Origin of the sequence: Bacillus sp. 0909A, assembly GCF_036765115.1 — a bacterium.
GTDB classification, from domain to species: domain Bacteria; phylum Bacillota; class Bacilli; order Bacillales; family Bacillaceae; genus Bacillus; species Bacillus mojavensis.
The window spans coordinates 255,947-279,949 of sequence record NZ_JBAIZU010000004.1 but is presented as its reverse complement, the minus strand read 5'-3'; the positions used below and the strand labels follow the sequence as shown (position 1 = coordinate 279,949).

General features: G+C 43.9%; 19 protein-coding genes. 10 read left to right on the top strand and 9 right to left on the bottom strand.

Going from position 1 to position 24,003, the window contains the following annotated elements; translation table 11 throughout:
* Nucleotides 1-13 precede the first annotated feature (13 nt).
* Nucleotides 14-2,512: an NB-ARC domain-containing protein gene (locus V6D42_RS16200; RefSeq protein WP_333513918.1), complete on the bottom strand. Its 2,499-nt coding sequence runs from the start codon at nt 2,510-2,512 to the stop codon at nt 14-16.
* A 234-nt stretch (nt 2,513-2,746) separates the two neighbouring features.
* Here V6D42_RS16200 and gutB point away from each other — a divergent pair, with 234 nt between their 5' ends.
* The 3 genes from gutB to V6D42_RS16185 all read left to right on the top strand — a co-directional run bounded on the left by gutB (nt 2,747) and on the right by V6D42_RS16185 (nt 6,354).
* On the top strand, nt 2,747-3,808 hold the full coding sequence (gutB, locus tag V6D42_RS16195) for a sorbitol dehydrogenase (RefSeq protein ID WP_333513917.1): 1,062 nt from the start codon (nt 2,747-2,749) through the stop codon (nt 3,806-3,808).
* An 83-nt stretch (nt 3,809-3,891) separates the two neighbouring features.
* Nucleotides 3,892-5,283, top strand: coding sequence for a glycoside-pentoside-hexuronide (GPH):cation symporter (locus V6D42_RS16190; protein WP_333513916.1), 1,392 nt, complete (start codon nt 3,892-3,894; stop codon nt 5,281-5,283).
* Nucleotides 5,284-5,385: 102 nt separating this feature from the next.
* Nucleotides 5,386-6,354, top strand: coding sequence for a carbohydrate kinase family protein (locus V6D42_RS16185; protein ID WP_333513915.1), 969 nt, complete (start codon nt 5,386-5,388; stop codon nt 6,352-6,354).
* Nucleotides 6,355-6,416: 62 nt separating this feature from the next.
* On the opposite strand, the gene V6D42_RS16180 is transcribed toward V6D42_RS16185, so the two are convergent.
* Nucleotides 6,417-7,412, bottom strand: a complete 996-nt coding sequence (locus V6D42_RS16180) for a potassium channel family protein (RefSeq protein WP_333513914.1) — start codon at nt 7,410-7,412, stop codon at nt 6,417-6,419.
* Between the two features lie 612 nt (nt 7,413-8,024).
* On the opposite strand from V6D42_RS16180, the gene V6D42_RS16175 reads away from it, so the two are divergent.
* Nucleotides 8,025-9,446 (top strand): sugar porter family MFS transporter, encoded by a 1,422-nt coding sequence (locus V6D42_RS16175; protein ID WP_326204353.1) that lies wholly within the window; start codon nt 8,025-8,027, stop codon nt 9,444-9,446.
* Nucleotides 9,447-9,494: 48 nt separating this feature from the next.
* On the opposite strand, the gene bdhA is transcribed toward V6D42_RS16175, so the two are convergent.
* A complete protein-coding gene (bdhA, locus tag V6D42_RS16170) occupies nt 9,495-10,535 on the bottom strand; it encodes a (R,R)-butanediol dehydrogenase (protein ID WP_326204352.1) in 1,041 nt (346 codons plus the stop codon).
* A gap of 442 nt (nt 10,536-10,977) precedes the next feature.
* On the opposite strand from bdhA, the gene walM reads away from it, so the two are divergent.
* Together walM and V6D42_RS16160 are read left to right on the top strand one after the other, a co-directional pair.
* Complete coding sequence (gene walM, locus V6D42_RS16165) at nt 10,978-11,349, top strand: cell wall metabolism protein WalM (protein ID WP_081720753.1); 372 nt, start codon at nt 10,978-10,980, stop codon at nt 11,347-11,349.
* Nucleotides 11,350-11,414: 65 nt separating this feature from the next.
* A complete protein-coding gene (locus tag V6D42_RS16160) occupies nt 11,415-12,461 on the top strand; it encodes a hypothetical protein (protein WP_333513913.1) in 1,047 nt (348 codons plus the stop codon).
* A gap of 32 nt (nt 12,462-12,493) precedes the next feature.
* On the opposite strand, the gene V6D42_RS16155 is transcribed toward V6D42_RS16160, so the two are convergent.
* From V6D42_RS16155 to gabP, 6 genes are all read right to left on the bottom strand, one after another.
* A complete protein-coding gene (locus tag V6D42_RS16155) occupies nt 12,494-12,652 on the bottom strand; it encodes a hypothetical protein (RefSeq protein WP_268449313.1) in 159 nt (52 codons plus the stop codon).
* A gap of 186 nt (nt 12,653-12,838) precedes the next feature.
* Nucleotides 12,839-13,048 carry a cold-shock protein gene (locus tag V6D42_RS16150; protein ID WP_010333227.1) on the bottom strand — a complete coding sequence of 70 codons (210 nt, stop codon included), beginning with the start codon at nt 13,046-13,048 and terminating at the stop codon, nt 12,839-12,841.
* Between the two features lie 81 nt (nt 13,049-13,129).
* Nucleotides 13,130-13,945: an alpha/beta fold hydrolase gene (locus V6D42_RS16145; protein WP_333513912.1), complete on the bottom strand. Its 816-nt coding sequence runs from the start codon at nt 13,943-13,945 to the stop codon at nt 13,130-13,132.
* A gap of 13 nt (nt 13,946-13,958) precedes the next feature.
* Complete coding sequence (locus V6D42_RS16140) at nt 13,959-14,945, bottom strand: DUF4003 family protein (protein ID WP_333513911.1); 987 nt, start codon at nt 14,943-14,945, stop codon at nt 13,959-13,961.
* Between the two features lie 103 nt (nt 14,946-15,048).
* Complete coding sequence (cotA, locus tag V6D42_RS16135; protein ID WP_333513910.1) at nt 15,049-16,590, bottom strand: outer spore coat copper-dependent laccase CotA; 1,542 nt, start codon at nt 16,588-16,590, stop codon at nt 15,049-15,051.
* An 85-nt stretch (nt 16,591-16,675) separates the two neighbouring features.
* Nucleotides 16,676-18,085 carry a GABA permease gene (gene gabP / locus V6D42_RS16130; protein ID WP_333513909.1) on the bottom strand — a complete coding sequence of 470 codons (1,410 nt, stop codon included), beginning with the start codon at nt 18,083-18,085 and terminating at the stop codon, nt 16,676-16,678.
* Between the two features lie 413 nt (nt 18,086-18,498).
* On the opposite strand from gabP, the gene mneS reads away from it, so the two are divergent.
* The 4 genes from mneS (at nt 18,499) to V6D42_RS16110 (ending at nt 23,912) form a co-directional block, all read left to right on the top strand.
* Nucleotides 18,499-19,371 (top strand): manganese transporter MneS, encoded by an 873-nt coding sequence (mneS, locus tag V6D42_RS16125; RefSeq protein ID WP_010333232.1) that lies wholly within the window; start codon nt 18,499-18,501, stop codon nt 19,369-19,371.
* A gap of 157 nt (nt 19,372-19,528) precedes the next feature.
* Nucleotides 19,529-20,494 carry an AAA family ATPase gene (locus tag V6D42_RS16120; protein WP_333513908.1) on the top strand — a complete coding sequence of 322 codons (966 nt, stop codon included), beginning with the start codon at nt 19,529-19,531 and terminating at the stop codon, nt 20,492-20,494.
* Nucleotides 20,491-21,687, top strand: coding sequence for a DUF58 domain-containing protein (locus V6D42_RS16115; RefSeq protein WP_333513907.1), 1,197 nt, complete (start codon nt 20,491-20,493; stop codon nt 21,685-21,687). Before V6D42_RS16120 ends, V6D42_RS16115 begins: the two co-directional genes overlap by 4 nt.
* A gap of 20 nt (nt 21,688-21,707) precedes the next feature.
* Nucleotides 21,708-23,912, top strand: coding sequence for a transglutaminaseTgpA domain-containing protein (locus tag V6D42_RS16110; protein ID WP_333513906.1), 2,205 nt, complete (start codon nt 21,708-21,710; stop codon nt 23,910-23,912).
* Nucleotides 23,913-24,003 lie beyond the last annotated feature (91 nt).

Here is a 24,003-nt window from a genome sequence, read left to right as displayed (position 1 = left end):
ACAGAACTACGTACTAGTCGTTTTCTTTGATCACCATTGCCAATTGTTCTACCTCTCCCCGAATCCCAATCGCAGGCTCCCACGAATCAATCAGACGAATCGCCTTCTGATTAGAATCCATCGCTTTCGTTTTCTCTCCTTTACGGTACAACAGCTGAGCCATTCCATAATAATAATAGATCAACTCAACCTGATTCGCGTTATGTTTGTCATAAAGCATTTGCTCAAAAGCTTCTTCCGCTTTCTCAAACTGATCACATTTCACGTAAGCGACACCCAAATTGAAATAGGCTTCTATCGTTTTTTCGCCCCCATACATGGAGCTGATTTGATTTGCAGCTTCGTATAATTGAATGGCTTCTTCATTATGACCTTTCACAAAGCTCAGATCTCCGCGAACCAATAGAATTCTGTGCTGAATCGCAGGGGAAATCGGTTTATCTTTGATTTCGGTTAAAATCGCTTCTGCTTTTTTCTGTTGCCCGGCTTTTAAAAACAGCCTTGCTTGCAGTGCGAGTCCCCATACCTTTAGATCATGAACGTCTTGCTCTTCAGTGTCTGATTGTTCCAGCGTTTTCAGGCCGGCTTCAATTTGCTGAAGTGCCTCGTCTAAATCGTTGACTTCCATCAGTGCCCAGCCCGCTGTGTCAATTCTGAAGAAGGCTTCTCGTGTGTGTTGGCCTAATTGATGGGCGGCATCGGCGGCTTTACGGCCGTATTCGATTCGTAAGGGCAGGTTGATTCTGCTTAGAAAATGGCTGATGCGGGTGATGAGTTCGATTAGAATTTCTTTTTGATCGGTTTCGCTTGACCATTTGATCACCTTTAGGATGTTTGGCCATTCTTTTTTGATTTTGTCCAAATCACGTCCCAAGAGATAGCTCCAATAGAAAGAGTTTGGCTGTTCCCGCTTTAAGTGGGTTTCTGCATAATGAATATAATAGAGCGCCCAGCGGCTGCGGGCTTCTGGTTCATAATTCTGATTTTCGGACAAGTGCTGTTCTCCGTAAGCGACCACGGTTTGATGGGCTAAGTACTGTGTACTTCCTTTGCTTCGTTCGGGCTGAATCAGAGCAAAAGATCGCATTTGTTCAACTGCGTAATGAAAACAGCGAGCGTCTAATCCGGCCGCTGCCGCCAGGCTTTTTTCATCTGGCGGCTTGCTGAAAAAGCAAAGTGCCTGCCATAGCTTTCGCGTATCTTCGTTGCATCTATCCCATGTGCGGCCAAAGAGGAACTCAAACAATTCCAGCAGTGAGTAGCCTGCTTTTCCGAGCTCATGAATCAGCTGCCGAGCGGGAATGTCATCGTCTGACATATAGGCGATGCTGAGTGCCATGGCTTTCGGGTTTCCGGCTGTCGCTGAAATGAACTCGCTCTTCAGTTCTGGAGATAGTTCCAGCAGCTGCGCTAGCTTTTCTCGTTTAGTTGGATCGTTACACATTTGCAGGCAGCGATTCACTTCTTGATGAAAATATTCCAGGGCATCTGTTTGTTCAAGGCCGCTCAGCTGGATGGTTACCATTTCACCGAAGCCTTCCCGATAGGCTTGCTTCAAATTTTCACGTGCTGTGAGGAGAACTTTCACGCCTTGGGGCAGGCTGGTGATAAATTCGTGAATGTCACGGTCTGCCGTATCAATGCTGTCAACGATCAGCAGTACCGGTTTTTCTCTTGTATAATTGGCTAACGCATTGCGGACGACAAATCGTTTTTCATTTATGGATTTATCGATTTGTTCCGTTCGACCGAGCTGATAGGCAATCGTATTTAAAAAATCACTAAAGCTTAATCCCTTCCAATCAGCGCTGAGCCAGATGATGCTGTTGAATGCCGGCCAATCTGAGGAATCGCCGATACAGGAATAGGCTGCTTCTAGAGCAGTTGTTGTTTTTCCCATGCCTGCCCATCCGGTAATTAAACAGACGGGTGATGGGGAAAGCATCCATTGCCGTATCGCCTCGATGTCGAATCTCCGTCCTATAAAGTGACCCGACCAGCGTGACGGTAAGTTGTGTGTCAAAGGCATCTGTTCTGTAAGCGCATTCTTTTTATGGTCGAGAACATCAGGAAATAAACGCTTTACTATTTTTTCAATATCTTGATCAAGCGGTGCTCCGAATGAATTGTCCTGCCGTACTATTTTCGCTTTTTTAAGACATGAGGCCGCCCATACAGGCAGTGCAGGTTTGATTACCGGTATAGTGGTGGTCTCAAGCAGGTCGGAAAACCACTGTATATTCATATCGGTTTTTTCAAGAATGATCCAGATCATTCCGAACAGTTTTCCGTCTTCAATTCTTCCGGGAACATAGTTCACACCCATCTGTCCGATCCAGCTTTTAATCGTGTTTGGGGAAACTCCCAGCTGGTGTGAAATGTTGTCTAAATAAGACTGTCCTGTTTTTTCGTTCTTATTTCTTCTGACTTTATAATCTGGATGAAGTTTTAATGACTTTACGCCAGGTGCCAGCAATTCTGCAAATTGTTTTCGATCTTCCAGTTCAGCCATAAAACCTGCACCTCCTATTAGTACTATTTTATCAATCCTGCTTGTTTTGTATATGAAAAATCAAAAAGTACAGTGCGGCTGTCCTTTTATACAGCATGAAAAGCTGTTGAACATGTTGAAAAGCAGATAAAATGAGGGCAGTAACAGAAAATGCAAAAATGTATGCACTTACATTTCTTGATGAAGCGGCTTAAATGCCGTTAATAGTGTTCATAAAGAAAGGAATTTGCCGTAATGACTCACACAGTACCTAAAACCATGAAAGCAGCTATTATGCACAACACAAGAGAGATCAAAATTGAAACATTGCCTGTACCTGACATCAGCCAGGATGAAGTGTTGATTAAAGTGATGGCTGTCGGAATTTGCGGATCTGATTTGCATTACTATACAAACGGCAGAATAGGCAATTATGTAGTGGAGAAGCCATTTATCCTCGGACATGAGTGCGCGGGAGAAATCGCGGCTGTCGGCTCGTCTGTTGATCAATTTAAAGTAGGTGACCGCGTCGCTGTTGAGCCGGGTGTTACGTGCGGACGCTGTGAAGCGTGCAAGGAAGGGCGTTATAACCTTTGTCCGGATGTACAGTTTTTGGCCACACCACCGGTAGACGGCGCGTTTGTACAATATATCAAAATCAGACAGGACTTTGTTTTCTCTATTCCAGATTCACTTTCTTATGAGGATGCTGCCTTGATTGAACCGTTTTCTGTCGGTATCCATGCAGCGGCGAGAACGAAGCTTCAGCCCGGATCAACGATTGCGATTATGGGGATGGGCCCTGTTGGATTAATGGCTGTTGCGGCAGCTAAAGCGTTTGGGGCAAGCACAATTATCGTGACCGACTTAGAGCCGCTGCGGTTAGAAGCTGCGAAAAAAATGGGAGCGACTCATATTATTAATATCCGTGAACAGGACGCGCTTGAAGAGATTAAAACGATCACGAATGATAGAGGCGTTGATGTTGCTTGGGAAACAGCGGGGAATCCAGCAGCATTGCAATCCGCACTGGCTTCTGTGCGCCGGGGCGGGAAACTGGCGATTGTTGGTTTGCCTTCTCAGAACGAGATTCCGCTCAATGTGCCATTTATTGCGGATAATGAGATTGATATTTACGGGATCTTCCGTTATGCCAATACGTATCCGAAGGGAATCGAATTTCTCGCTTCAGGCATTGTCGACACGAAGCATCTTGTAACGGACCAATATTCGCTCGAACAGACGCAAGAGGCGATGGAGCGGGCACTGCAATTTAAGAATGAATGTTTAAAAGTGATGGTTTATCCGAATAGCTGAGTGAACAGGGAGAATCTCGTATTCTCCCTCTTGTTTACTGGATTTGTACTCAATAATGAAAACGGATTCTTGGGGTGGGAAAGATGATCGAAACAGAAAAAGCAACGGTAATGAAGGCGAAACATCAAACAAAATCCAGTGCCGGTCTGTCCTGGCTTGAACGAATTGGATACGGCTTCGGTGATATGTCGTATAATATTGTGTTTCAATTTGTAAACGCATACCTGCTGTTTTATTATACGGACATCGGCGGCATACAGCCGGCGGTCATCGCCACATTATTTCTTGTTGTGCGGGTGCTGGATGCTATTTTTGACCCGATTATGGGGGTTATCTTAGATAAAACGAACACAAGGTGGGGAAAGGCAAGGCCTTATCTGCTGTGGGTTGCATTTCCTTTCGCATTATTTACTGTCCTGTGTTTCACCACGCCTCACTTTGGAGCAACGGGAAACATTGTATATGCGTATATTACCTATATTCTGCTCGGCATGTCCTTTAGTATGCAAACGATTCCGGTGAACAGCTTAACGGGCCGGATGACGAATTCTGTAAAAGAAAGAACGGTATTAACAACGACTCGTATGATCTTGGTCTATGTCGGAATCCTTCTATCCATCTCCTGCGCAACACCGCTTGCAGCAGCTTTGGGAGGAGAGAACCAGGCATTTGGGTTTCAAATGACAGCTCTCGTCTATGCCATTGTTAGCATCGCTTTGAACCTCTTTAGTTTCTTTACTGTGCGTGAGCGGATTGCGCCTAAGAAAACAAAGAAACAGGGAATGAAAAAGACGTTATCTGTTTTGTTTCAAAACAAACCTTTGCTGATTCTAACGTCATCATTTTTAGCATTTGCAATCGGGTTTAATATTAAAATCAGTACAATGGTGTACTACTTTACGTATAACGTGAATCAAAAGGAATTGGTGTTCTTTGGTACTGTTTTATTTTTTGGCGCAGCCCTCATCAGTAACCTGTTTATTCCATACTTTTCTGAGAAGTGGGGCAGGAAAAATGTGATGATCATATCGGCCGCTTTGTCACTGATTTCGTATGCAGGTCTGCATTTCACGGCGTACTCTTCGGTGACGCTCATTTTCATCTGGCTATTTGCTTCAGGGTTCTTTACAACCCCTTTAAATACGCTTGCTTGGGGAATGGTTGCCGATTGTGTTGATTATGCGGAATGGAAGACAGGCGTTCGTGCGGACGGAGTGGTGATTTCCAGCATGAGTTTTATCAATAAGTTAGGTGTTGCACTGGCCGGTTCGTTTTCTGCGATCTATTTAGGAATCGCAGGATATGTGGCGAATACTGATCAAACCGTAACGTCACTGAATGCGATTAAACATATGAATGCTTTAATTCCGGGACTATTTATTTTACTCTCTATCATCATCATAGCCTTTTATCCTTTAACTGAAAAAAGATATAAACAGATCATCACCGAGCTGAGAAGAACCCCAGGTGAGTGAATATATTTAATATTTCTAATATTCGATGTAAAAGGTTGTATTTATAACTGAAAGTAATATACTGAGACTGTAATCTAGAATATGTAAAAAGAGTGTGATAACATGCGAAGTCAGTCTGTTGTTTGTATTGGGGAGTTATTGATCGATTTCTTTTGTACCGATGTTGATGTTGATTTAATGGAAGGGCGCCATTTCTTAAAAAGTGCCGGGGGCGCCCCGGCAAATGTGTCAGCCGCTATTGCCAAGCTGGGAGGGAACGCTGCGTTCGCAGGAAAAGTAGGGAAGGATCCCTTTGGGTATTTTCTGAAGCAAACGTTAGAGGCTGTTCATGTTGATACCTCTATGCTGGTGATGGATGAGCAAGCACCTACAACGCTTGCTTTTGTTTCATTAAAGAATAACGGAGAGCGCGATTTTGTATTCAATAGAGGCGCGGATGCTCTGTTTACGATCGAAGATGTCGATCAGGATAAAATGAATCAAGCAAAAATCCTTCATTTTGGCTCAGCGACGGCATTATTATCTGATCCGTTTTGTACAGCCTATTTACGGCTTATGTCCATTGCGAAGGATAACGGGCAATTTCTTTCATTTGATCCTAATTATCGAGGGGATTTATGGAAGGGAAGAGTCTCTGAGTTTGTTAGTGCTGCAAAAAGAGCCATTGCTTTAAGTGATTTTGTTAAGGTGAGTGACGAGGAGCTGGAGATCATCACCGGTGCGAAGAATCATGAAGAGGGCGTCAATATCCTCCATGGCATCGGAGCCAAGACGGTTGCTGTGACTCTTGGGAAAAACGGAACACTGCTGTCTAATGGCAAGAAACATGAAATCATTCCGAGTATTCCTGTCACTTCGATTGATTCTACAGGAGCGGGAGACGCTTTTGTCGGGGCAGCCTTATTCAAATTAGCTGGTACAGATAAGATTCAATCGGTAGAAACTGATTTTAAGAAGCTGCGTGATATCGTATCTTTTGCCAATAAGGTGGGAGCGCTTGTCTGCACCAAAATTGGAGCGATAGATGCGCTGCCGCGTATGGAAGAGATTGAAGCTTCTATATCTTTGTGATAAAAATCGAGGATGTTTCTTAAGAGTCTTTTGGACTTTTGGGAGGCATCCTCTTTTTTACTTTACTCTTGGACAGGCCACTTACGCGCACCCGCTTGAACAATGCCCAAAAGCAATAGCCGCCGTTCTTTTAAAGATTTGATTGCTGTTCGAAAGGTTTGTTCTGATAGGGTTGGTATGCCGCAATCCCTTAGCTTCATAAGGTTGGGCTCCGGCGGTTCTTGTTCAGCCGGATGGATATATGCTGTATGAACGGTGTCTAAGTAGTTTTTGACACTTGAGCGAGCTTCTTTTATGTGCAGCTGATTCGGAAGATACTGCTTTGGAATGCCATATGTCAAAATGGTTAACGCTTCATCCAGTACAGTGACTGCAATCACGGAAGATTCCTCACGCTGTGTGCTATGGTAAAAATGAAGAATGGGGAAGGCGTTGTGCTGAGCGGTCAGCTTTCCCAGCTCTGAAGAAAATGTAGCGAGAAGCAGATCCATGTCGTGAAAATGTCTCCCGTTCCACGCAGTTTGGACAATCTCTGTTCCGTTATGCCCAAGACTCAGTACACTCTGGGCGAATGAGCGCTTTTGATTAACTGCGCTCAAGACAGAAATTAAATACGTGACAGAAAAAGTAATCGTAAGCAGACCTTCAGCTGTAGCACCCACTGTCACAAGCTTCCAAAGGGCTCCGTTCGGTGTAAGGTCGCCATTTCCTAATGTAAACATCACATATCCAGAAAAATAAGCTCGATCTGACCAGGAGGCTGGTTCTTTACTTTGAGTAACAACAAGAGAATGAGGATCACTTGAGAAGATAAACATCCAGCCGCTCCAAAATAAACCGATCCACACCAATAATGTCATGCATAACAGCAGCGGCCCTGCCGTACTGAGGACCTTTGCGTGATCTCCGCTGATCTTACGGAAACCTTTCCACAGCCATGCAGACAAACATCTTGTGATCGGACCGGCTCCGCTCTCAAGCCATAATGTTGTCCATATAAAATCAATCATCCCCGCTGCCAACAATAAAATTCCTGCAATGATATACATCTCATTCAATTTTATTGCCTCCTCCTATTCAATTAGAGCCAGCCATTTAGATCTTTATGTTTCTTTTCTATTTCCTTTTGTCTTGAATATGAAACAATTATTTGAATGTGTGAGCAGTGAATCATGCAGAGAAGATTTATATAGGAGAAGTTAACCAACACTTACTCATTTTGAGGATGACAGAAATGTCGCATAACATACAAAATAATACCACATTTCCGGCAAGAAAAAAGTTCAATTTCCCCTTGGAGTGGTCATTTTACTGACTTGAAGTGAAAAAAAATTCAGAAGTTTATATTGACTGAAAGCGTTTTTATAATTATGATAATAGCAGAAGTAACAAATATATGACTACGATATTACTATAACAACACTACAAAGTGACTATAAGATGACAAATCATTAAGCCGGACACCAAAATATATCCACTGTTGTTTAGTAATAATGAAATCGCTTCCAAAACAATTGACTTCAACGCATGCTGAAAAGAAGGGAAGGTTATATAGCCAGTGATAAAAGACATTTTGAACTTTTTTCTCGGCATTTGAGAAAGGTTGCAGCCCTAGAATACGTTTTTAAAATACGCAGTGATCGATTTTGAAAAAGACTGGGGGAAACGGTATGAATACAAAAGGCAGTCAAATGTCATTTTTACGCACAATAATTTTAGTTTCGACTTTCGGCGGGCTTCTCTTCGGTTATGATACCGGAGTATTAAATGGGGCTTTACCATATATGGGTGAGCCTGATCAGCTTAATCTCAATGCTATCACAGAGGGGCTCGTCACCAGTTCTCTTCTTTTTGGAGCTGCACTTGGAGCTGTGCTTGGCGGAAGGATGTCTGATTTTAACGGACGCCGCAAAAATATTCTTTTCCTTGCCATTATATTTTTTATCTCAACGATTGGATGTACACTGGCTCCAAACGTAACAATCATGATCATTTCCCGTTTTGTGCTAGGGATTGCCGTCGGGGGCGCATCAGTGACGGTGCCTGCTTATTTAGCGGAAATGTCACCTGTGGAAAGCAGGGGACGGATGGTGACCCAGAATGAATTAATGATTGTATCCGGGCAGCTGTTGGCCTTTGTTTTTAATGCCATCCTCGGGACGACAATGGGGGACAGCTCCAATGTATGGAGATTTATGCTCGTGATCGCGTCTCTTCCGGCCATATTCCTGTTCTTTGGAATGATCAGAATGCCTGAGAGTCCTCGCTGGCTTGTTTCAAAAGGAAGGAATGAAGATGCTTTAGGGGTTTTGAAGAAAATCAGAGACGAAAAACGCGCTGCATCTGAGCTGGCTGAAATTGAATCCGCTTTCAAAAAAGAGGATAAGCTTGAGAAAGCTACGTTTAAAGATCTCGCAGTGCCGTGGGTGCGCCGGATTGTCTTCATAGGAATCGGAATTGCGATTGTACAGCAAATTACGGGTGTAAACTCCATCATGTATTACGGCACTGAAATTTTAAGAGATTCCGGGTTCCAAACGGAAGCAGCGCTGATCGGAAATATTGCCAATGGTGTGATCTCCGTTCTGGCTACGTTCGTCGGAATTTGGCTGCTCGGAAAAGTCGGTCGCCGGCCGATGCTGATTACAGGGCTGATCGGAACGACATCGGCATTGCTGCTGATCGGAATATTTTCACTTGTGCTGGAAGGATCGCCTGCACTTCCATATGTGGTTCTGTCGTTAACGGTTTCGTTCCTGGCATTTCAGCAGGGTGCGATTTCACCAGTGACATGGCTGATGCTTTCAGAAATTTTCCCGCTGCGCCTTCGCGGCCTAGGAATGGGTGTTACGGTATTCTGCTTGTGGATGGTCAATTTCGCAGTCAGTCTGACATTCCCTATTTTGATGGCAGGCATTGGGTTATCAACAACGTTTTTCATCTTCGTTGCGCTGGGAATTTGCTCGATTCTGTTTGTAAACAAGTTTTTACCGGAAACAAAAGGTCTTTCGCTTGAGCAGCTTGAGGAAAGCTTCCGTGCTCACGATCGCAGTGAGGTTAAAGAAGAGGCCGGCGCTGAAGTGATTGGCTAAGAGGAATAAAAGAATCCGCACTTGAATGCGGATTCTTTTTTAGTATGTTTAGTTTGGTCTGACAAGGATTTTCACTTGGTTTTTCTCTTTGATCAGAGATCCGAAGCCTTCTTCGATTAGATCGTCTAACACGATTTTTTTCGTAACGAGTTTATCGGCTGAGAAATAGCCTTCTTTCATTAATGACAATACAGCTGGGAATACGTCACGGTACCCGATGATTCCTTTCACTGTGCGTTCTTTGATTACGATATCATTCGGATGAATTTCAGCGCCTTTTTCCCAGATGCTGACGATCACTGTCTCACCGGCAATTGTTGTAGATTGGATAGCTTGGCGTAAAACGACTGGAACCCCGGTTACTTCAAAGGCTACGTCAACGCCGCCTTCTGTAAGGTCTGTGATATGGGCCACTACATCGTCTGTTTTGGACGGATCCACGATAATGGCGCCGAGCTCCTCAGCTTTTTGCTGGCGCTCAGGTGAGAGCTCAACAGCGTAAATTTCAGTAGCACCGGCAGCTTTCAGCGCTTCAATGACAAGTAGTCCGATCGGGCCGCAGCCGAATACAGCCGCTTTGTCACCAGCTTTGATTTTGCTTGAGCGGACAGCGTATAAAGCGACCGCAGAAGGTTCAACGAGTGCGCCTTGTTCATATGATAATTCCTCAGGGAGTTTGAATAACAGCTCTTCATCTACAGAGACGTATTCTGAGAATCCGCCGCCGCCTCCGGCTAAGCCGAGGAATCCCATTTGTTCATCAAGGTTGTACGCGCCCTGATGTCCGTGTGTTGCAAAAATCGGTTCCACAACGACTCGGTCTCCGACTTTATAGTTTTCAACGCCTTCCCCGACTTCAACAACTTCACCGGAGAATTCATGCCCCATTGTGACAGGTGCTGTTTCTTTTGTTAAAGGATGGGGTTTGTCCACCGGGATAAAAATCGGGCCTCCTAAATACTCGTGTAAATCACTGCCGCAGATGCCGCACCATTTGACTTTGATCTTGACTTTTCCCGGTTCCACTTTTGGCTCTTCAATATTTTCAATACGGATATCCTTTTGGTTATGCCATCTAGCTGCCTTCATGGATTACCACTCCTATATCTTTTGATATGAGTAATTCCGCATCGATCAATATGAACTGTTCACAAAATCGCCATTTTTAAAAACCAAAAAAAGATAAAACTTATATATAATGTAGACTACGTTTTTTTGAAAAAAGAAACTTTGAAGAAAAAAGAGTCTCGCACACTCTTTTTTCTTTATGATGAGAGAGTAAGAATCGTTTACATAACTATGAATTTGGCTTGAACAATACGGTAATGGTTCGTTCATATTGAATGCGTCAACTACTCTATCAACAATTATAACGCTAACACTGCAATTATAATAGGATAATCTTCCATGGGTTATTTTAGCAGAGGTCATTTTTTTCGACTTTGTAACATTACTGTAAGGATATTGAAATAAAAAATCCCCGGTTGATCGTGTATAATTTTTCCTAGATGTTAACAAACAGGGGGACGAAATGTTGAAGAAAGTCATTTTAGCCGCTTTTATCTTAGTAGGAAGTACTTTGGGAGCTTTCAGTTTTTCGGCAGATGCCAGTGCGAAACATGTGAACGGAAATATTACTTGGTATAACGGAGTTGGGAAAAAAGGCTCTTCAGGTAAAAAACTTGGACATTGGGACTGTGCGACAAAGATCGGATTTGACGTACCTAGAAATGGGACAAAAATCAGAGCTTATGCAAAAGCGAAACCTAAAAAGGTCATTACGGTTTATAAAAATGATGTTGGCAGAATGCCTAATGCAGTGCTGGATGTAAGCCCTAAAGCGTTTAAAGCGCTGGGATACCCATTGAGCAAAGGAAAAGTATCGGGGCATTACAGCTATTAATACATAGTTTAAATCTGTAAAGCAAGAAGTCGCATTCTTGCTTTTTCTATTGGTGGAGATAAGAGATGAAAAAAGGAATCGTTTTATTGGCAATCGTCGTTGTTTTGGCGGCAGCTGCGGGTTTTATGTTTTATTCTTTTAAAGGTAAAGGCAGTGAGAGTGCGGCCGATGTTTCCGTGAGCACGGAGAACAATGAGAAGCTTCTGGTTTCGATTACCGATACCGATCTTCTGACGAAGTATTATGAAAATGATAAGGTGATCCATGAGGAGAAGCTGACCAGCTACCCGGCGTTTGCCTTGGATCAAGAGCAGCAGGCGCTCTATTATACAAGCAATACCGATCAAAATGAGATGAGGCTTTTTAAGCTTGATCTTAAGTCTGATAAGAAAACTATGCTTTATAAAGGCCCGGAAAGCGCGGACAGCTTGTTTTTATCAAAGGATCGCTCAAAAATTTATTTCCGTTTAGGAAAAGCGGACGAAAGCAATTTCCGTATCGTATCCTTTGATTTGAAAACGAAGAAGTACAAAAATCTGTATCCTGCCGCTAATGACCAGGATGATAGCGTCAGCAGCTTCTTTTATAACCAAAAAACAGATTCATTTGCATTGCTTCATTATTCTGTAGAAGAAGACTACAAAAAAACCGATGAAGCCAATGAGAAGGGAATCGATCCAGAGCCGACTAAGATTCATTTTTCTGCCGGTCATGAAAGCGGCCTTCATGAGCTTAAGAGCCTGGAGCAGTTTATCAGTGATATTGCTGTTTCTGATGACGATAAACGGATTTTGTTTACGTCATATACACAAAAAGGCACGGAGCAAACGGCTTCTATTCAAATGCTGAATGCAGACACGAAAACCTATGAAAAAATCATTTCAAATCAGAAAACATATAAGCTGTTAATGGACGCGCAGCCGCAGTTCTCCAAGGACGGAAAGAAAATTTATTTCCTTGCCGAAGCCAAAGGGGCTAAAAAGCTGAAGGACGAAACAGGGCGTGAAGCCAAGGTTCGGACAATTTATTCTTATGACCTTGACACGAAGACGTTCAAAAAAGTATGGGAAAATCCGAATGGCATCATCAATAGTTTTTATGTCGTCAACTGAAAAAATCACTCAGCAAATGCTGAGTGATTTTTTTAATGGACGAGGTGCAGGGCAAATGATCCGAGCCATTTAAAGAAACGAATAATTGGTATTGACCAATTCATAAGTTCCGCACATAAGTTTATAGCTAAGTTCAACTTTTTGTCTGAAGCTCGTTTCTCCAGGTCAGCCTGCTGTTGGTTTTTGATCACATCATCACCCCTCATATCCATATTATACCATAATCGAAAGTGAAAAAGCCCGAAACGTTTACAGTTTTGGGCTTCATTATCTCGGCCTCTCGTCAAACCGGGAGGCCTTGCTATTGGATATAAGATTTGCTTCTCTGATCGAGGATTGTTCGCTGATAGAGACTGCTTTTTAAAAAAAGGGAAGAGCTAACTTGTTTTCGTTTGGCTGTTGTTTTGGAGATTCACTAATGAACGAATGCCTTCGACCATTTTACTTCCGCACAAAGGGCACAATGGCGTGTCACTGCTGGCGAAGTTTTTTCTGGTCCAGCCGTTGCAGTCTTCTTTTGTGCATTCCCAAGTACTCACATCTTCCTTTGGCAGCGGTTCTTGATTTCGTTTATTATAGTAAGACATAAAGTCACTTCTTCCCTCATGTATTTTACTGCACACTCTTATTGTCTCATACTTTGCCCTAATCTCCTAATTCCTTTTTCTTTATGACTTTCCAATCCGCTCATCTAAAAAGGACAGGAGCGTGCTGTTGAAAGCATCCGGTTCTTCTAAAAACGGACAATGGCTGCTCTTAGAAAATGTAACGAGCTTTGCGTTTGGAATATGTTCACGCAGGTGTTCTCCGGCTTCTATTGAGAAAAATTTGCGGTCTTCTCCGAAGCATAACAATGTCGGCACATGAACGTTTTGAATGGTTTCGCGATAATCAGCTGCCGTTTGATTAAATAAAATCGTGCTTGAAATGGCTGCCGGCTGTTTCAACATTTCGGCAAGCATCCATTCTGTTTCTGTTGATGCTGGCGGCTCTGCGAACATATTATTGATGAAGCTTTTGTAGAATGGCAGCGGGTCAGTTTGAATAGCGTGCATCGCTGTTTTCAAGCCGTCAAAGTCAAACGGACCGTGTCCCCAGCCGTCCCATTGGTAGTCGGAAGCCGATTGATCGACGATAACAGCGGCTCGAATGTTATCATTCCCAAATTGATTGATATAATCCCATACCACGAAAGCGCCCATTGACCAGCCGACAAGGACGGCAGGATCAAGCTCCATCGCACACATAAATTCTTTGATATCACGGGCGTATTGGGAAATGGTGTGTCCATGAAGAACTTTGTCGGATTCACCGTGCCCTCTAAGATCGAGACGAATACATTGATAATTGGCAGATAGCGCTGAAAGTTGTTTGTGGAAAAATTGTCCGCTCATAAGCACGCCGTGTATAAATAGGATCGGTGTCCCGCTGCCGTGAGTTTCGTAGTATAGGCGGGTCTGATCTTCTAATGTGATATATGGCATGTTATCTCCTCCTCTAGTTTCCGTCATGCGAATGAATGGCTGATGAGCTGATGATCACAGCTGTCGCAGCTGCTTGCTGTGCTTGGATGGCCGTTTCAATGGCTGTATAAAGCCCTGATTCCATCAGCAGATTTTTCTCCATATACTCGCTGAGATATAAGCTGACAGCAATTTTGAAGTTCATATCCTTTTCCCATTTAAATGCTTTTTCTTGGTTCAGCTCATGCGTAATGCTCAAAACGGTTTTGATGTCCGGCTCTTCCAAGAATGTGAGAAGGGCGAGTTCGGGATAATGAAAATCTTTTGGCTTTTTATGAGATTCAGTAATGGATTGAAAGATATGTTTGCATTGGGATACAAGGATTTCAGGTTCTTTTTCACTTTGCAGAGCAAGAATATGGCTGACGTGTTGTAAGTATTGGCCTTTTTTAAAGCCGTTAGCGGACAGCAGCTGGTAACATGATTCTGCCTTGTTCAGCGCCTGCAACCCTTTTCCGTTTTGGGCAAGCAATACGGCAAGCGGAACATTTTGAGTTGAAGTGAGGAAATAGTGATTTTTCTTCATCTGCTGGTAAACAGAGAGCCCCATGTTCATCTGTTCTCTTTGGTTTATCGTTTCGGTCTTGCCGGTGAGCAAGATCAGAGCGGAAATGTACGTGAAAATATCCCGTTTATATCCAAGCCTCACCATTTGGTTGTATACATCGATAAACGTAAGAAACGCTTGTTTCGCCTCATGCTGAAAATGAATATCCAGAATTGATGCGACAGTAAATCGGTGGTGAGTATTGAGTGTTGAAAAGCTGCCGATGTTTGATTTTATATAGCTGCTCAAATCATAAAAGCGCTGAAAATCAAAATCTCTTTTATTCACAATATATGCAGAGGAGATGAGCATTAATATCTGATTATGAGCAACTTTCCATCTTAATTTTGATTTTAATTCGTCATAAATTGAAATGTATTGATTTGTTTTATCTTTGAGATCGTTTGTCAGCATAAAAAGCAGCTCCTTTCTTCGCTGTTTCTAAGTTATACGATTTATGGAAGAAAAAGTTTCATAGATAAAAAAACCTGCCTGCAGCAGGCAAGTTTTTTTGGACTTATTTATGGGGGTCTATCACATCCATCGGTCTCATCATGTCATAATCTTCATGCTCAAGAATGTGGCAATGCCATACATACCGCCCAGTGTATGGCCCGAATGTTGCCGCAATTCTCAGGACTTCACCGGCGTGGGACTGAACCGTGTCTTTCCAGCCCTTTTCACTTGGTGGCGGCGGTACGGCGGGTCCGGTGTAGAACAGTTCTCCGCGCTCTTCAAAACGTGCTGTATCAAACGGGCGCCGGTCTAATACACGGAAGGAGACCAAATGAAGATGGATGGGATGTGTTCCGCGTGTCGGATTGATGATTGACCATATTTCGGTAGAACCGGCTTTCGGTGCTTCTGTGACAGGATCGTGCCAGCGTTTGTTGTTAAGAAGAAGGACGGGTCTGCCGTATTGATCTTGAGTGCCTGCCAGCTTCAATGTTCGGAGGTTTTGTATTCTTTCGTGCTGTACTGAAGGGTAAGATGCCAGGTATTTTGGCTTTCTGCTTTCGTCTTTTTGGGCTAACGGTTTTGTGACCCTGAATTGCATGATGTTTGCGTCTGTTTCCGGATTAACGTCACCGCCGCAGCCCTCGCTGTTTGCTAAAATGATCGATTGTCCTTCAAACGCGGCGAAGTCAATGAGAATATCAAAGCGCTCAGCCGGCGCGATACTGAAAGAGTTTAGTTTGACGGAGCGCGGCAAAAGTCCGCCGTCAGAACCGATCTGGATAAATTCTCCGCCATTATCAAGTGACAGGTTATATGTTCTCGTATTAGAGGCATTGATGACGCGGAAGCGGTATTTTCTCGGTTCGACCTCCATGTATGGCCATGCCTTCCCGTTGACGAGAATTGTATCTCCGCAAAAGGCTGGAACGATTGACGGATTAGGCAGTGACGGTGAAGGGTTTTCCGGTCCGCTCGGATAAAATAAAGAGCCATCTTCATTAATCGTACGGTCCGTGATTAAAAGCGGCACATCGTATTCACCTGATGGAAGCTTTAGGCGTTTTTCCTTTGGATCATGAATGATATAAGCGCCGATGAGCCCGGCATACACATTCAGCCTCGTCAGTGCCATGGCATGATCGTGATACCACAAAATAGCTCCGCGCTGCTGATTTGGATAATGGTAAACCTCACGTTTAAAATAAGGTCCTGTTTGTTCAAAATCTTTAGAAAACCATGCCTCCGGATAACCGTCACTATCATCAGGAGTGACGCCACCGTGTAAATGAACGACGGTTTTTACCTCGGGTTCGGCATGCTGGCTGTCACTGTGATGAATGGTGTGATCAATCGGTAGGAAATGCTCTGAAGGAAGGTTATTCATCCATTTCACATAAACGTTCTCATTTCTGTTGGCTTCAATGGTAGGGCCGGGAAATAAACCATTATAGCCCCACAGGCGGGTTGGAGGGAGATCGCGGTGAAGCTGATGATAGCATTCCTCCATGGTTACTTCGTAGTATGTGCTATCTTTTGACTGCTGTACCGGCTTTAGTGTATCTGGGATTGGGAGAGCATCCGCAAATTTTTCAAGTGTCATTTTCATCTGTCCTTATTTAAATTTTCCTAATTGGTACTATAGTTAATGACATTATGGACGTGAAGGTGACAAAAAAATCCTGCCGTTAAGGCAGGATATCGGGCTGTTGCTGAGTAACCTGTTTGGCTGATGCTTTTTCAGACACCTTGCGTTTTCTGAACACAAGATAAGAAAGCAACACGATGCCTGTGATAAAGCCTGTCAGCAGCAGTTCATCTCTCATCGATTCAATAAATGCCATGGATACTAAAATACCGCAGATGGCAATAATGGTCACGTAGGTTAAGAACGGGAAGAACCACATCTTGATCTTCAATGCTTCCGGGTTTGTTTTTTCGAGACTTTTTCGCATTCTCAGCTGGGAAACAGCGATGACAAGATAGACGAGCAGGGCGATTGCGCCTGATGAGTTAACTAAGAATAAAAAGACGGTGTCAGGTGAGAAGTAATTCATTACGACCGCAATATAAGAGAAAAATGTTCCGGCGACAATTGCTTGTACGGGAACTCCTTTTTTGCTCAGTTTCATAAAGCGGCGCGGCGCTTCGTTTCTTTCTGCAAGTGAATACAGCATTCTGGATGTGGTGTACAAACCTGAATTCAGGCAAGAAAGTACAGCTGTGAGGACGATAAAGTTCATAATCTGCGCGGCTGCCGGCACTCCAATATGCTCAAGAACAGCGACGAAAGGGCTTTCTAAAATATTAGCTGAGTTCCAAGGCAGAAGCGCAACGACAACGGCGATTGAACCAACGTAAAAGACAATGATGCGCCACACAACGGATCGGGTCGCTTTTGTTACGGATTGAACCGGGTTTGATGTTTCACCTGCAGCAATCGCAACAATCTCCGTTCCCATAAAGGAGAAGATCACGACAACAATTCCGAGCAATACAGAGCCTATGCCTTCCGGGAAAAATCCGCCTTGGCCCGTAATATTTGCGAAACCGATTGGATCACTGCCTGGGGCGAAGCCGAAAATAAATGCAAAACCAACGATTAAGAATGCGATGATTGTAACAACTTTAATGAGGGAGAACCAATATTCAAACTCACCAAACGATTTAACAGAGTAGATGTTTGTCAGAGTGAGTAAAATCGTCAAAATTAAGCTCGTCATCCACAGCGGAATATCGTGGAACCAGTATTGGATAATGCCGGCTCCCGCGATTGCTTCAATAGCGATGACAATAACCCAGAAAAACCAATAGAGCCAGCCGATTGTAAATCCGGCCCACGGTCCGATAGCGTCATGAGCGTATTGGGAAAATGATCCGCTTGTCGGGTTTACGGCCGACATTTCACCAAGCATTCGCATGATAAAGATGACCAGTAATCCGGCTAATGCATAGGAGACAATGGCACCGGGCCCGGTCGAGTGAATCACTGAACCGCTGCCAACAAATAGTCCGGCTCCGATGACGCCGGCGATAGAAATCATCGTCATATGTCGGGTCTTTAATTCTTTTTTTAATCCTGATTGAGACTGGTTCATATGTTACCTCCTTGAAGAATAGAGTTGTTACTGAATATTATGATAATTGAAACTGTAACATAAATATACATTTTGTCGAAAATTTATGTCAGAAAATATAACAGTTTATTTCAAATTTGTCGGGTTTTGTTGGCTGTTTTTGGAGTACGTACGTTCGAAATAAAAGAAAAAATTTTCCGTCAATTATTCGTTTTTTCGATTTGTTATATTTTTGAAAAAGTGTTGAGTGGCTAGAAGTATTGGCATGATTGGGTTTGAAACACTTTTTATAAATGAAAATTTGTTGCATTAAGTAAAAAGAGTTCTACCGTCACTATTTTTCTGTGGTGAGTGAATCATGTTTCTATAGACCCACTGCGGTTCAGCTTTGTATCATAATGATAGGAAAACGTGAGCGGAAAGGAGGTTTTTTTATGGAGAGATATGATGAACTGAAAAAGGGAGAATCCGGGGCGCTGGTCAGTATTGCCGCGTATCTTGTGCTGTCCGCGATTAAGCTGATCATCGGTTATGTATTCCACTCGGAAGCTCTTACGGCAGACGGTTTAAATAATACAACCGACATTATTGCTTCTGTTGCTGTGCTGATCGGTCTCCGCATCTCTCAAAAGCCTCCTGATGAAGATCATCCTTACGGCCACTTTCGGGCGGAAACAATTGCATCCCTTATCGCATCGTTTATTATGATGGTTGTCGGCCTGCAAGTGCTTTTCAGCGCCGGTGAATCTATTTTTTCTGTGAAAGAAGAGACACCTGACATCATTGCGGCTTGGACGGCTGCAGGCGGGGCAGTCATGATGCTGATTGTCTATCAGTACAACAAAAGGCTTGCTAAAAAGGTGAACAGCCAAGCGCTGCTTGCGGCAGCTGCTGATAATAAATCGGACGCGTTCGTCAGTGTCGGCACGTTTATCGGTATTTTGGCCGCGCAATTCCATCTGGCATGGATTGATACAGTGACAGCGTTTGTCATTGGCCTTCTCATTTGCAAAACGGCATGGGATATTTTCAAAGAATCATCGCATTCATTGACGGATGGCTTTGACGTAAAGGACATGTCCGATTATAAACAGACGATTGAAAAAATCTCCGGTGTCAGCCGTTTAAAAGACATCAAGGCGAGATATTTAGGCAGCTCTGTTCATGTAGATGTGGTGGTTGAAGTGTCCTCAGAGTTAAATATTACAGAGAGCCATGATATCGCGAATGAAATTGAGCGGAGAATGAAGGAGGAGCATGCGATTGATTATTCGCATGTTCATATGGAGCCTTTGGAAAACAAATAACTGGTAAGGAGCTTCCTGTCATGGGAAGCTTTTTTTGTTTGAATGGCCTGTATGTATTGGTAACAATTTGCTAGAATCGTTTTTTTATACAGGTCGTTTTTTGTGGTAAAGTTAGGTTACTATATGATGAATTTTGTAGATGACTAGGAGGAAGAGAATGTCATACCAAGAAGACCTGCATCCTTTGCTGGGGAAAGCAGTTGAACATATCGATAAAGTAATGGTTGGAAAACGAGACATCGCAAAACTCAGCTTAGCAGCTATTCTTGCCAAAGGACATGTGCTGCTCGAAGATGTGCCGGGCGTAGGGAAAACGATGATGGTTCGCGCTCTGGCGAAATCAATCGGCGCAGATTTTAAACGAATTCAATTCACACCGGATTTGCTGCCCTCCGATGTAACGGGTGTTTCTATCTATAATGCGAAATCAATGGAGTTTGAATACCGGCAGGGCCCGATTATGGGGAATATCGTGCTGGCTGACGAAATCAATCGAACATCTCCTAAGACACAGTCTGCCTTGCTTGAAGCGATGGAAGAGGGAAGCGTCACGGTTGATGGCAATACAATGCCGCTTGCCGCCCCATTTTTCGTCATGGCAACGCAAAATCCTGTGGAATATGAAGGAACATATCCTTTGCCGGAAGCCCAGCTTGACCGTTTTTTATTTAAACTTCGCATGGGCTATCCGTCCTTTGAAGAGGAATTCGATGTCTTATCTCTTCAGGAAAAAAGCCATCCGATTGAGACACTTGAGCCTGTGATTTCAAAAGAAGAATTCATTCGCCTGCAAAGAGAAGTGCAGGATGTCCGTGCTGATGACAGCATGAAGGAATATATTGTTGAAATCGTGCAGAAGACAAGACAGCATGCTTCCGTTCACTTAGGCGTCAGTCCGCGCGGATCCATCGGACTTATGAAAGCGGCCCAGGCCTTTGCGCTGCTTCATGGCCGCGATTATGTCATTCCGGATGATATTCAATATCTAGCTCCTTATACGCTGCCGCACCGGATGCTTTTGCAGCCGGAAGCAAAATTCGAAGGGGTTCAGGCAGAAACAATCGTACGGGAGATCATGTCAAACGTGAAAGTTCCGGTTCAAAGGTCGTCGGTCCGCCGATGAAAAAGACATTTCAATGGTTGATGTACGGGTGGAAACTGCTCGCATTAACGTTATTGACGGGTGCTGTTTTCTCTTATGCAATGTTTCAGGGCGGCTTTGTCAGCTGGTTTTTGTTTTATGCATTTCTCCCTTTTGTTGTATACGCCGGGCTGCTGGCGATGTATCCTCTCCGCTCTTTTCAGGTGTCGCGGCATATCGTCAAAACGCAATTGCATGCGGGAGACAGGCTGGAAGCTTCGATTACGCTTAAAAGAAAACTGCCGTTTCCCCTGATGTATATGGTGATTGAAGATTGTCTGCCGTCAGGGTTAGAGCCATTAAACGGAGATGAAGCTTTGGCCAAACAGCTGGTGTTTCCGTGGTTCAAACGGAGCATCACGATGTCATATCAAATAGCGCCAGTACCGCGTGGAGAACATCATTTTCATGCCGTCAGGGTGCGGGCCGGGGATGTTCTCGGCCTGATTGAAAAAACGGCGTTTTATGGAGCTGATGATGCAGTGTTTGTTTATCCGTCCTTTCAGTCTCTTCAGTATCAGCTGAATGAGCGTTATCAGGAAGATGGCGTAAGCGGGGCATCGCCTGTTCATCAGCACCAGTCTTCAGTCGCGGCGAGTGTAAGGAACTATCAGCCGGGAGACCGTTTTGCGGCGTTAGACTGGAAGACTTCAGCGAGAAGGAGCCAGCTGATGACGAAGGAATTTGAACCGTCGAAAAGCAAAAACCTGTTTCTTCTGATGGACCGTTTTAGCTCTGACGGATTCGAAGAGGTTGTTTCCGTGACAGCTTCAATTCTTCATTCTGTTTTGAAAAATAGCGCAGGAGCAGGTCTGGCTTCAATCGGTAAGGAAAGGTCCATTTTTCCGATACAAGAGGGAGAGCAGCATTTTAAACACATGCTGCATCATTTAGCCGTTTGCGATTGTAATGCTGCTGACCCCGTAAGCCGTTATGCATGTGAGGAGCTTGGGAAGCCGTCTGTTCGCCAGGCTGATAAAGTGATTGTCACGGGACAGATCACTGAGGATTTGATGAGAATGCCAGAAGCAGGGATCGGCCCGGTTACCATTATACTCGCAAAAGAGAAAGACACCGATCTTTCCCAAGGTGAGCATATGATAATCGAACGCATGCTGAAACACCAAATCAGAGTTCAAATCATGAGAGGCGGCCGAGCTTCGCGTGTTGTTTAGAAAGAGAGGTGACGGTGTACATGCCGCTTGATGATCAGAAGGGAAGCCGTTTGAGCTTGCTGTTATTTTATTTTCTGGCTTTTTTATTGCTGTGGGAGTGGCTCAGGCCGCTGGATCATTTTACAGACACAAAGCATACAGGCTTTTTTGCTGTCTTTATCGGCTTGACATTTCTGCTGACTTTTTTCAGGATGAGGTGGTTTGTCACCGTTCCTTTTTGTGTCTTATTTACGTTCATTTCGATACACATATTGTTTTACGAAGGGTCTATTTTTGACTTGAGCTGGATCAGCTCTTTTTTACAGGATGTCTATTTGAATATCACATTTATTCAGACAGGACAATGGAATGATATGATTCCTTCTTTTCGGACCCTGCTGTTTTTTGTGCTGCTATGGCTGCTGGTCTACCTCCTCCATTACTGGGTGATTTACCAGAGGAGAATCTTATTTTTCTTTATGATGACAGTGGCATATATTACGATTCTTGATACATTTACGCCTTATGACGCTTCCTACGCCGTTATCCGTATCGTGCTGATTGGTTTCTTTATGTTGGGCCTTCTGTATTTGGAACGCATTAAGCTGATGGAACGAATAACACTACCGAAAGCGGCTGTTCTGAAATGGTTTCTCCCCCTGTCTGTGCTGATTTTGGCTGCGGTGGGATTTGGGCTTGCCGCGCCGAAATCAGATCCGAAGTGGCCGGATCCCGTTCCTTTTCTCAAAAAAGTCACCAATCAAGATCGGGTGCCGGCAGGAGAAAGTAAAATCGGATACGGGAATCACGATGAATCGCTTGGCGGTCCGTTTCAGCAGGACGATACCCCTGTTTTTACGTGGCAGGGAAAAGAGCGCACATATTTCCGTGTAGAAACGAAGGATACGTATACGGGAAAAGGCTGGATTGAAACAGATACAGGCATGTCGTATCAGCTTAGCGGTGGCAACGTTGAAAATCTGTGGTTTGATCATAAGGTTTCCACAGAGCGAAACACTGTACGCGTGAAGGTCGATGAGCATTATGGATATAACCATGTAATGTATCCGATTGGTGCGCAAAATATTAAGCCTAAGCAGGCCGTCTCACTTGAAATGAACGGGAACACTGAACAAATAACTCCGATTAGTGAGCAGAGCGGTGATATTCGGAACATGGGCAGTTATACAGTGACGTACAATTCCCCGGTCTATAAACAGGATGATCTGAAAAAGGTGAAAGTAAGACAAAACAGTGAAGAGTACACATTCAGCGATCGCTATATGCAACTGCCTGATACACTTCCTGATCGGGTGAAAAACCTTGCGTTAAAGCTGACTGAGGGCCAGGATAATATGTTTGATAAGGTGAAAGCTATTGAGGACTATTTAGGATCAAATGAGTTCACCTATGAAACAGAAAACGTGACTGTCCCTAAAGATGACGAAGATTATGTGGATCAATTTCTGTTTGAAACAAAGATAGGCTATTGTGATAACTTTTCGTCCTCGATGGTGGTGCTCCTGCGTTCGGCTGGCATTCCGGCACGCTGGGTAAAGGGATATACGTCAGGTGAATATAAAAAAGCGGGGAACAAAAACGGCAGCATCTATGAAGTGACAAATAACAATGCCCATTCTTGGGTAGAAGTGTATTTTCCAGAGCAGGGCTGGGTCACTTTTGAGCCGACAAAAGGATTCACAAATCCGGCTGAGTTTGCTTCCTCTGATAAAAAGGATTCAGGCAGCGAGAGCAGCAATTCGCCTGAGAAAGCAAAAGAGGACCAGAAAGAAGAGAGAAAACAGCCGGAGAAAGAGGAAAAACAAAAGGAAAAACGTGAACCTGCCGTTTCTAAAAAAACGCCGTCTGCGCATGCAAGTGTTAGTACAGGCTGGTATGTCGCCATTGCTGCGGTACTTTTGGCAGCGGTGTTGCTGTATGTATTCCGTTCGTTATGGCTGCCTGTTTTCACAGTGAGAAAATTGAAGCGCCGCAGTGATCAGCATGTGTTTTTTGAGGCATACGGCGCGCTTCTGAAACAGATGAAAAGAAGAGGCCTGCCCAAACGTGACAGCGAAACGCTGCGGGAGTATGCAAAACGAATTGACGAAACATATCATTCTGAAGACATGTTAAAGCTGACAGCAAACTATGAGCGGGCGCTGTACAGAAATGATGATGCGGCAAAGCTTTGGAATGATTCCAGAGAGTTATGGGAAAATTTAATTAAAAGAAGATGGTCTTGACCGCTTATCGACGTGTTGTTAGAATTAGTGAATATTATCGGAGTCTGGGAGCGAGTTGCCTGACTCCGGCAAACGGCCTTGCCAAAAGAGG

What these genes read in the sequence shown, in the direction of transcription:
- V6D42_RS16160 (WP_333513913.1), top strand. Translation starts at nt 11,415, where the DNA reads ATGAAAAAAGGAATCGTTTTATTGGCAATCGTCGTTGTTTTGGCGGCA.
- V6D42_RS16140 (WP_333513911.1), bottom strand. Translation starts at nt 14,945, where the DNA reads ATGCTGACAAACGATCTCAAAGATAAAACAAATCAATACATTTCAATT.
- V6D42_RS16200 (WP_333513918.1), bottom strand. Translation starts at nt 2,512, where the DNA reads ATGGCTGAACTGGAAGATCGAAAACAATTTGCAGAATTGCTGGCACCT.
- V6D42_RS16190 (WP_333513916.1), top strand. Translation starts at nt 3,892, where the DNA reads ATGATCGAAACAGAAAAAGCAACGGTAATGAAGGCGAAACATCAAACA.
- gabP (WP_333513909.1), bottom strand. Translation starts at nt 18,085, where the DNA reads ATGAACCAGTCTCAATCAGGATTAAAAAAAGAATTAAAGACCCGACAT.
- V6D42_RS16175 (WP_326204353.1), top strand. Translation starts at nt 8,025, where the DNA reads ATGAATACAAAAGGCAGTCAAATGTCATTTTTACGCACAATAATTTTA.
- V6D42_RS16110 (WP_333513906.1), top strand. Translation starts at nt 21,708, where the DNA reads ATGCCGCTTGATGATCAGAAGGGAAGCCGTTTGAGCTTGCTGTTATTT.
- V6D42_RS16115 (WP_333513907.1), top strand. Translation starts at nt 20,491, where the DNA reads ATGAAAAAGACATTTCAATGGTTGATGTACGGGTGGAAACTGCTCGCA.
- mneS (WP_010333232.1), top strand. Translation starts at nt 18,499, where the DNA reads ATGGAGAGATATGATGAACTGAAAAAGGGAGAATCCGGGGCGCTGGTC.
- cotA (WP_333513910.1), bottom strand. Translation starts at nt 16,590, where the DNA reads ATGACACTTGAAAAATTTGCGGATGCTCTCCCAATCCCAGATACACTA.
- bdhA (WP_326204352.1), bottom strand. Translation starts at nt 10,535, where the DNA reads ATGAAGGCAGCTAGATGGCATAACCAAAAGGATATCCGTATTGAAAAT.
- gutB (WP_333513917.1), top strand. Translation starts at nt 2,747, where the DNA reads ATGACTCACACAGTACCTAAAACCATGAAAGCAGCTATTATGCACAAC.
- V6D42_RS16150 (WP_010333227.1), bottom strand. Translation starts at nt 13,048, where the DNA reads ATGTCTTACTATAATAAACGAAATCAAGAACCGCTGCCAAAGGAAGAT.
- V6D42_RS16145 (WP_333513912.1), bottom strand. Translation starts at nt 13,945, where the DNA reads ATGCCATATATCACATTAGAAGATCAGACCCGCCTATACTACGAAACT.
- V6D42_RS16120 (WP_333513908.1), top strand. Translation starts at nt 19,529, where the DNA reads ATGTCATACCAAGAAGACCTGCATCCTTTGCTGGGGAAAGCAGTTGAA.
- walM (WP_081720753.1), top strand. Translation starts at nt 10,978, where the DNA reads ATGTTGAAGAAAGTCATTTTAGCCGCTTTTATCTTAGTAGGAAGTACT.
- V6D42_RS16185 (WP_333513915.1), top strand. Translation starts at nt 5,386, where the DNA reads ATGCGAAGTCAGTCTGTTGTTTGTATTGGGGAGTTATTGATCGATTTC.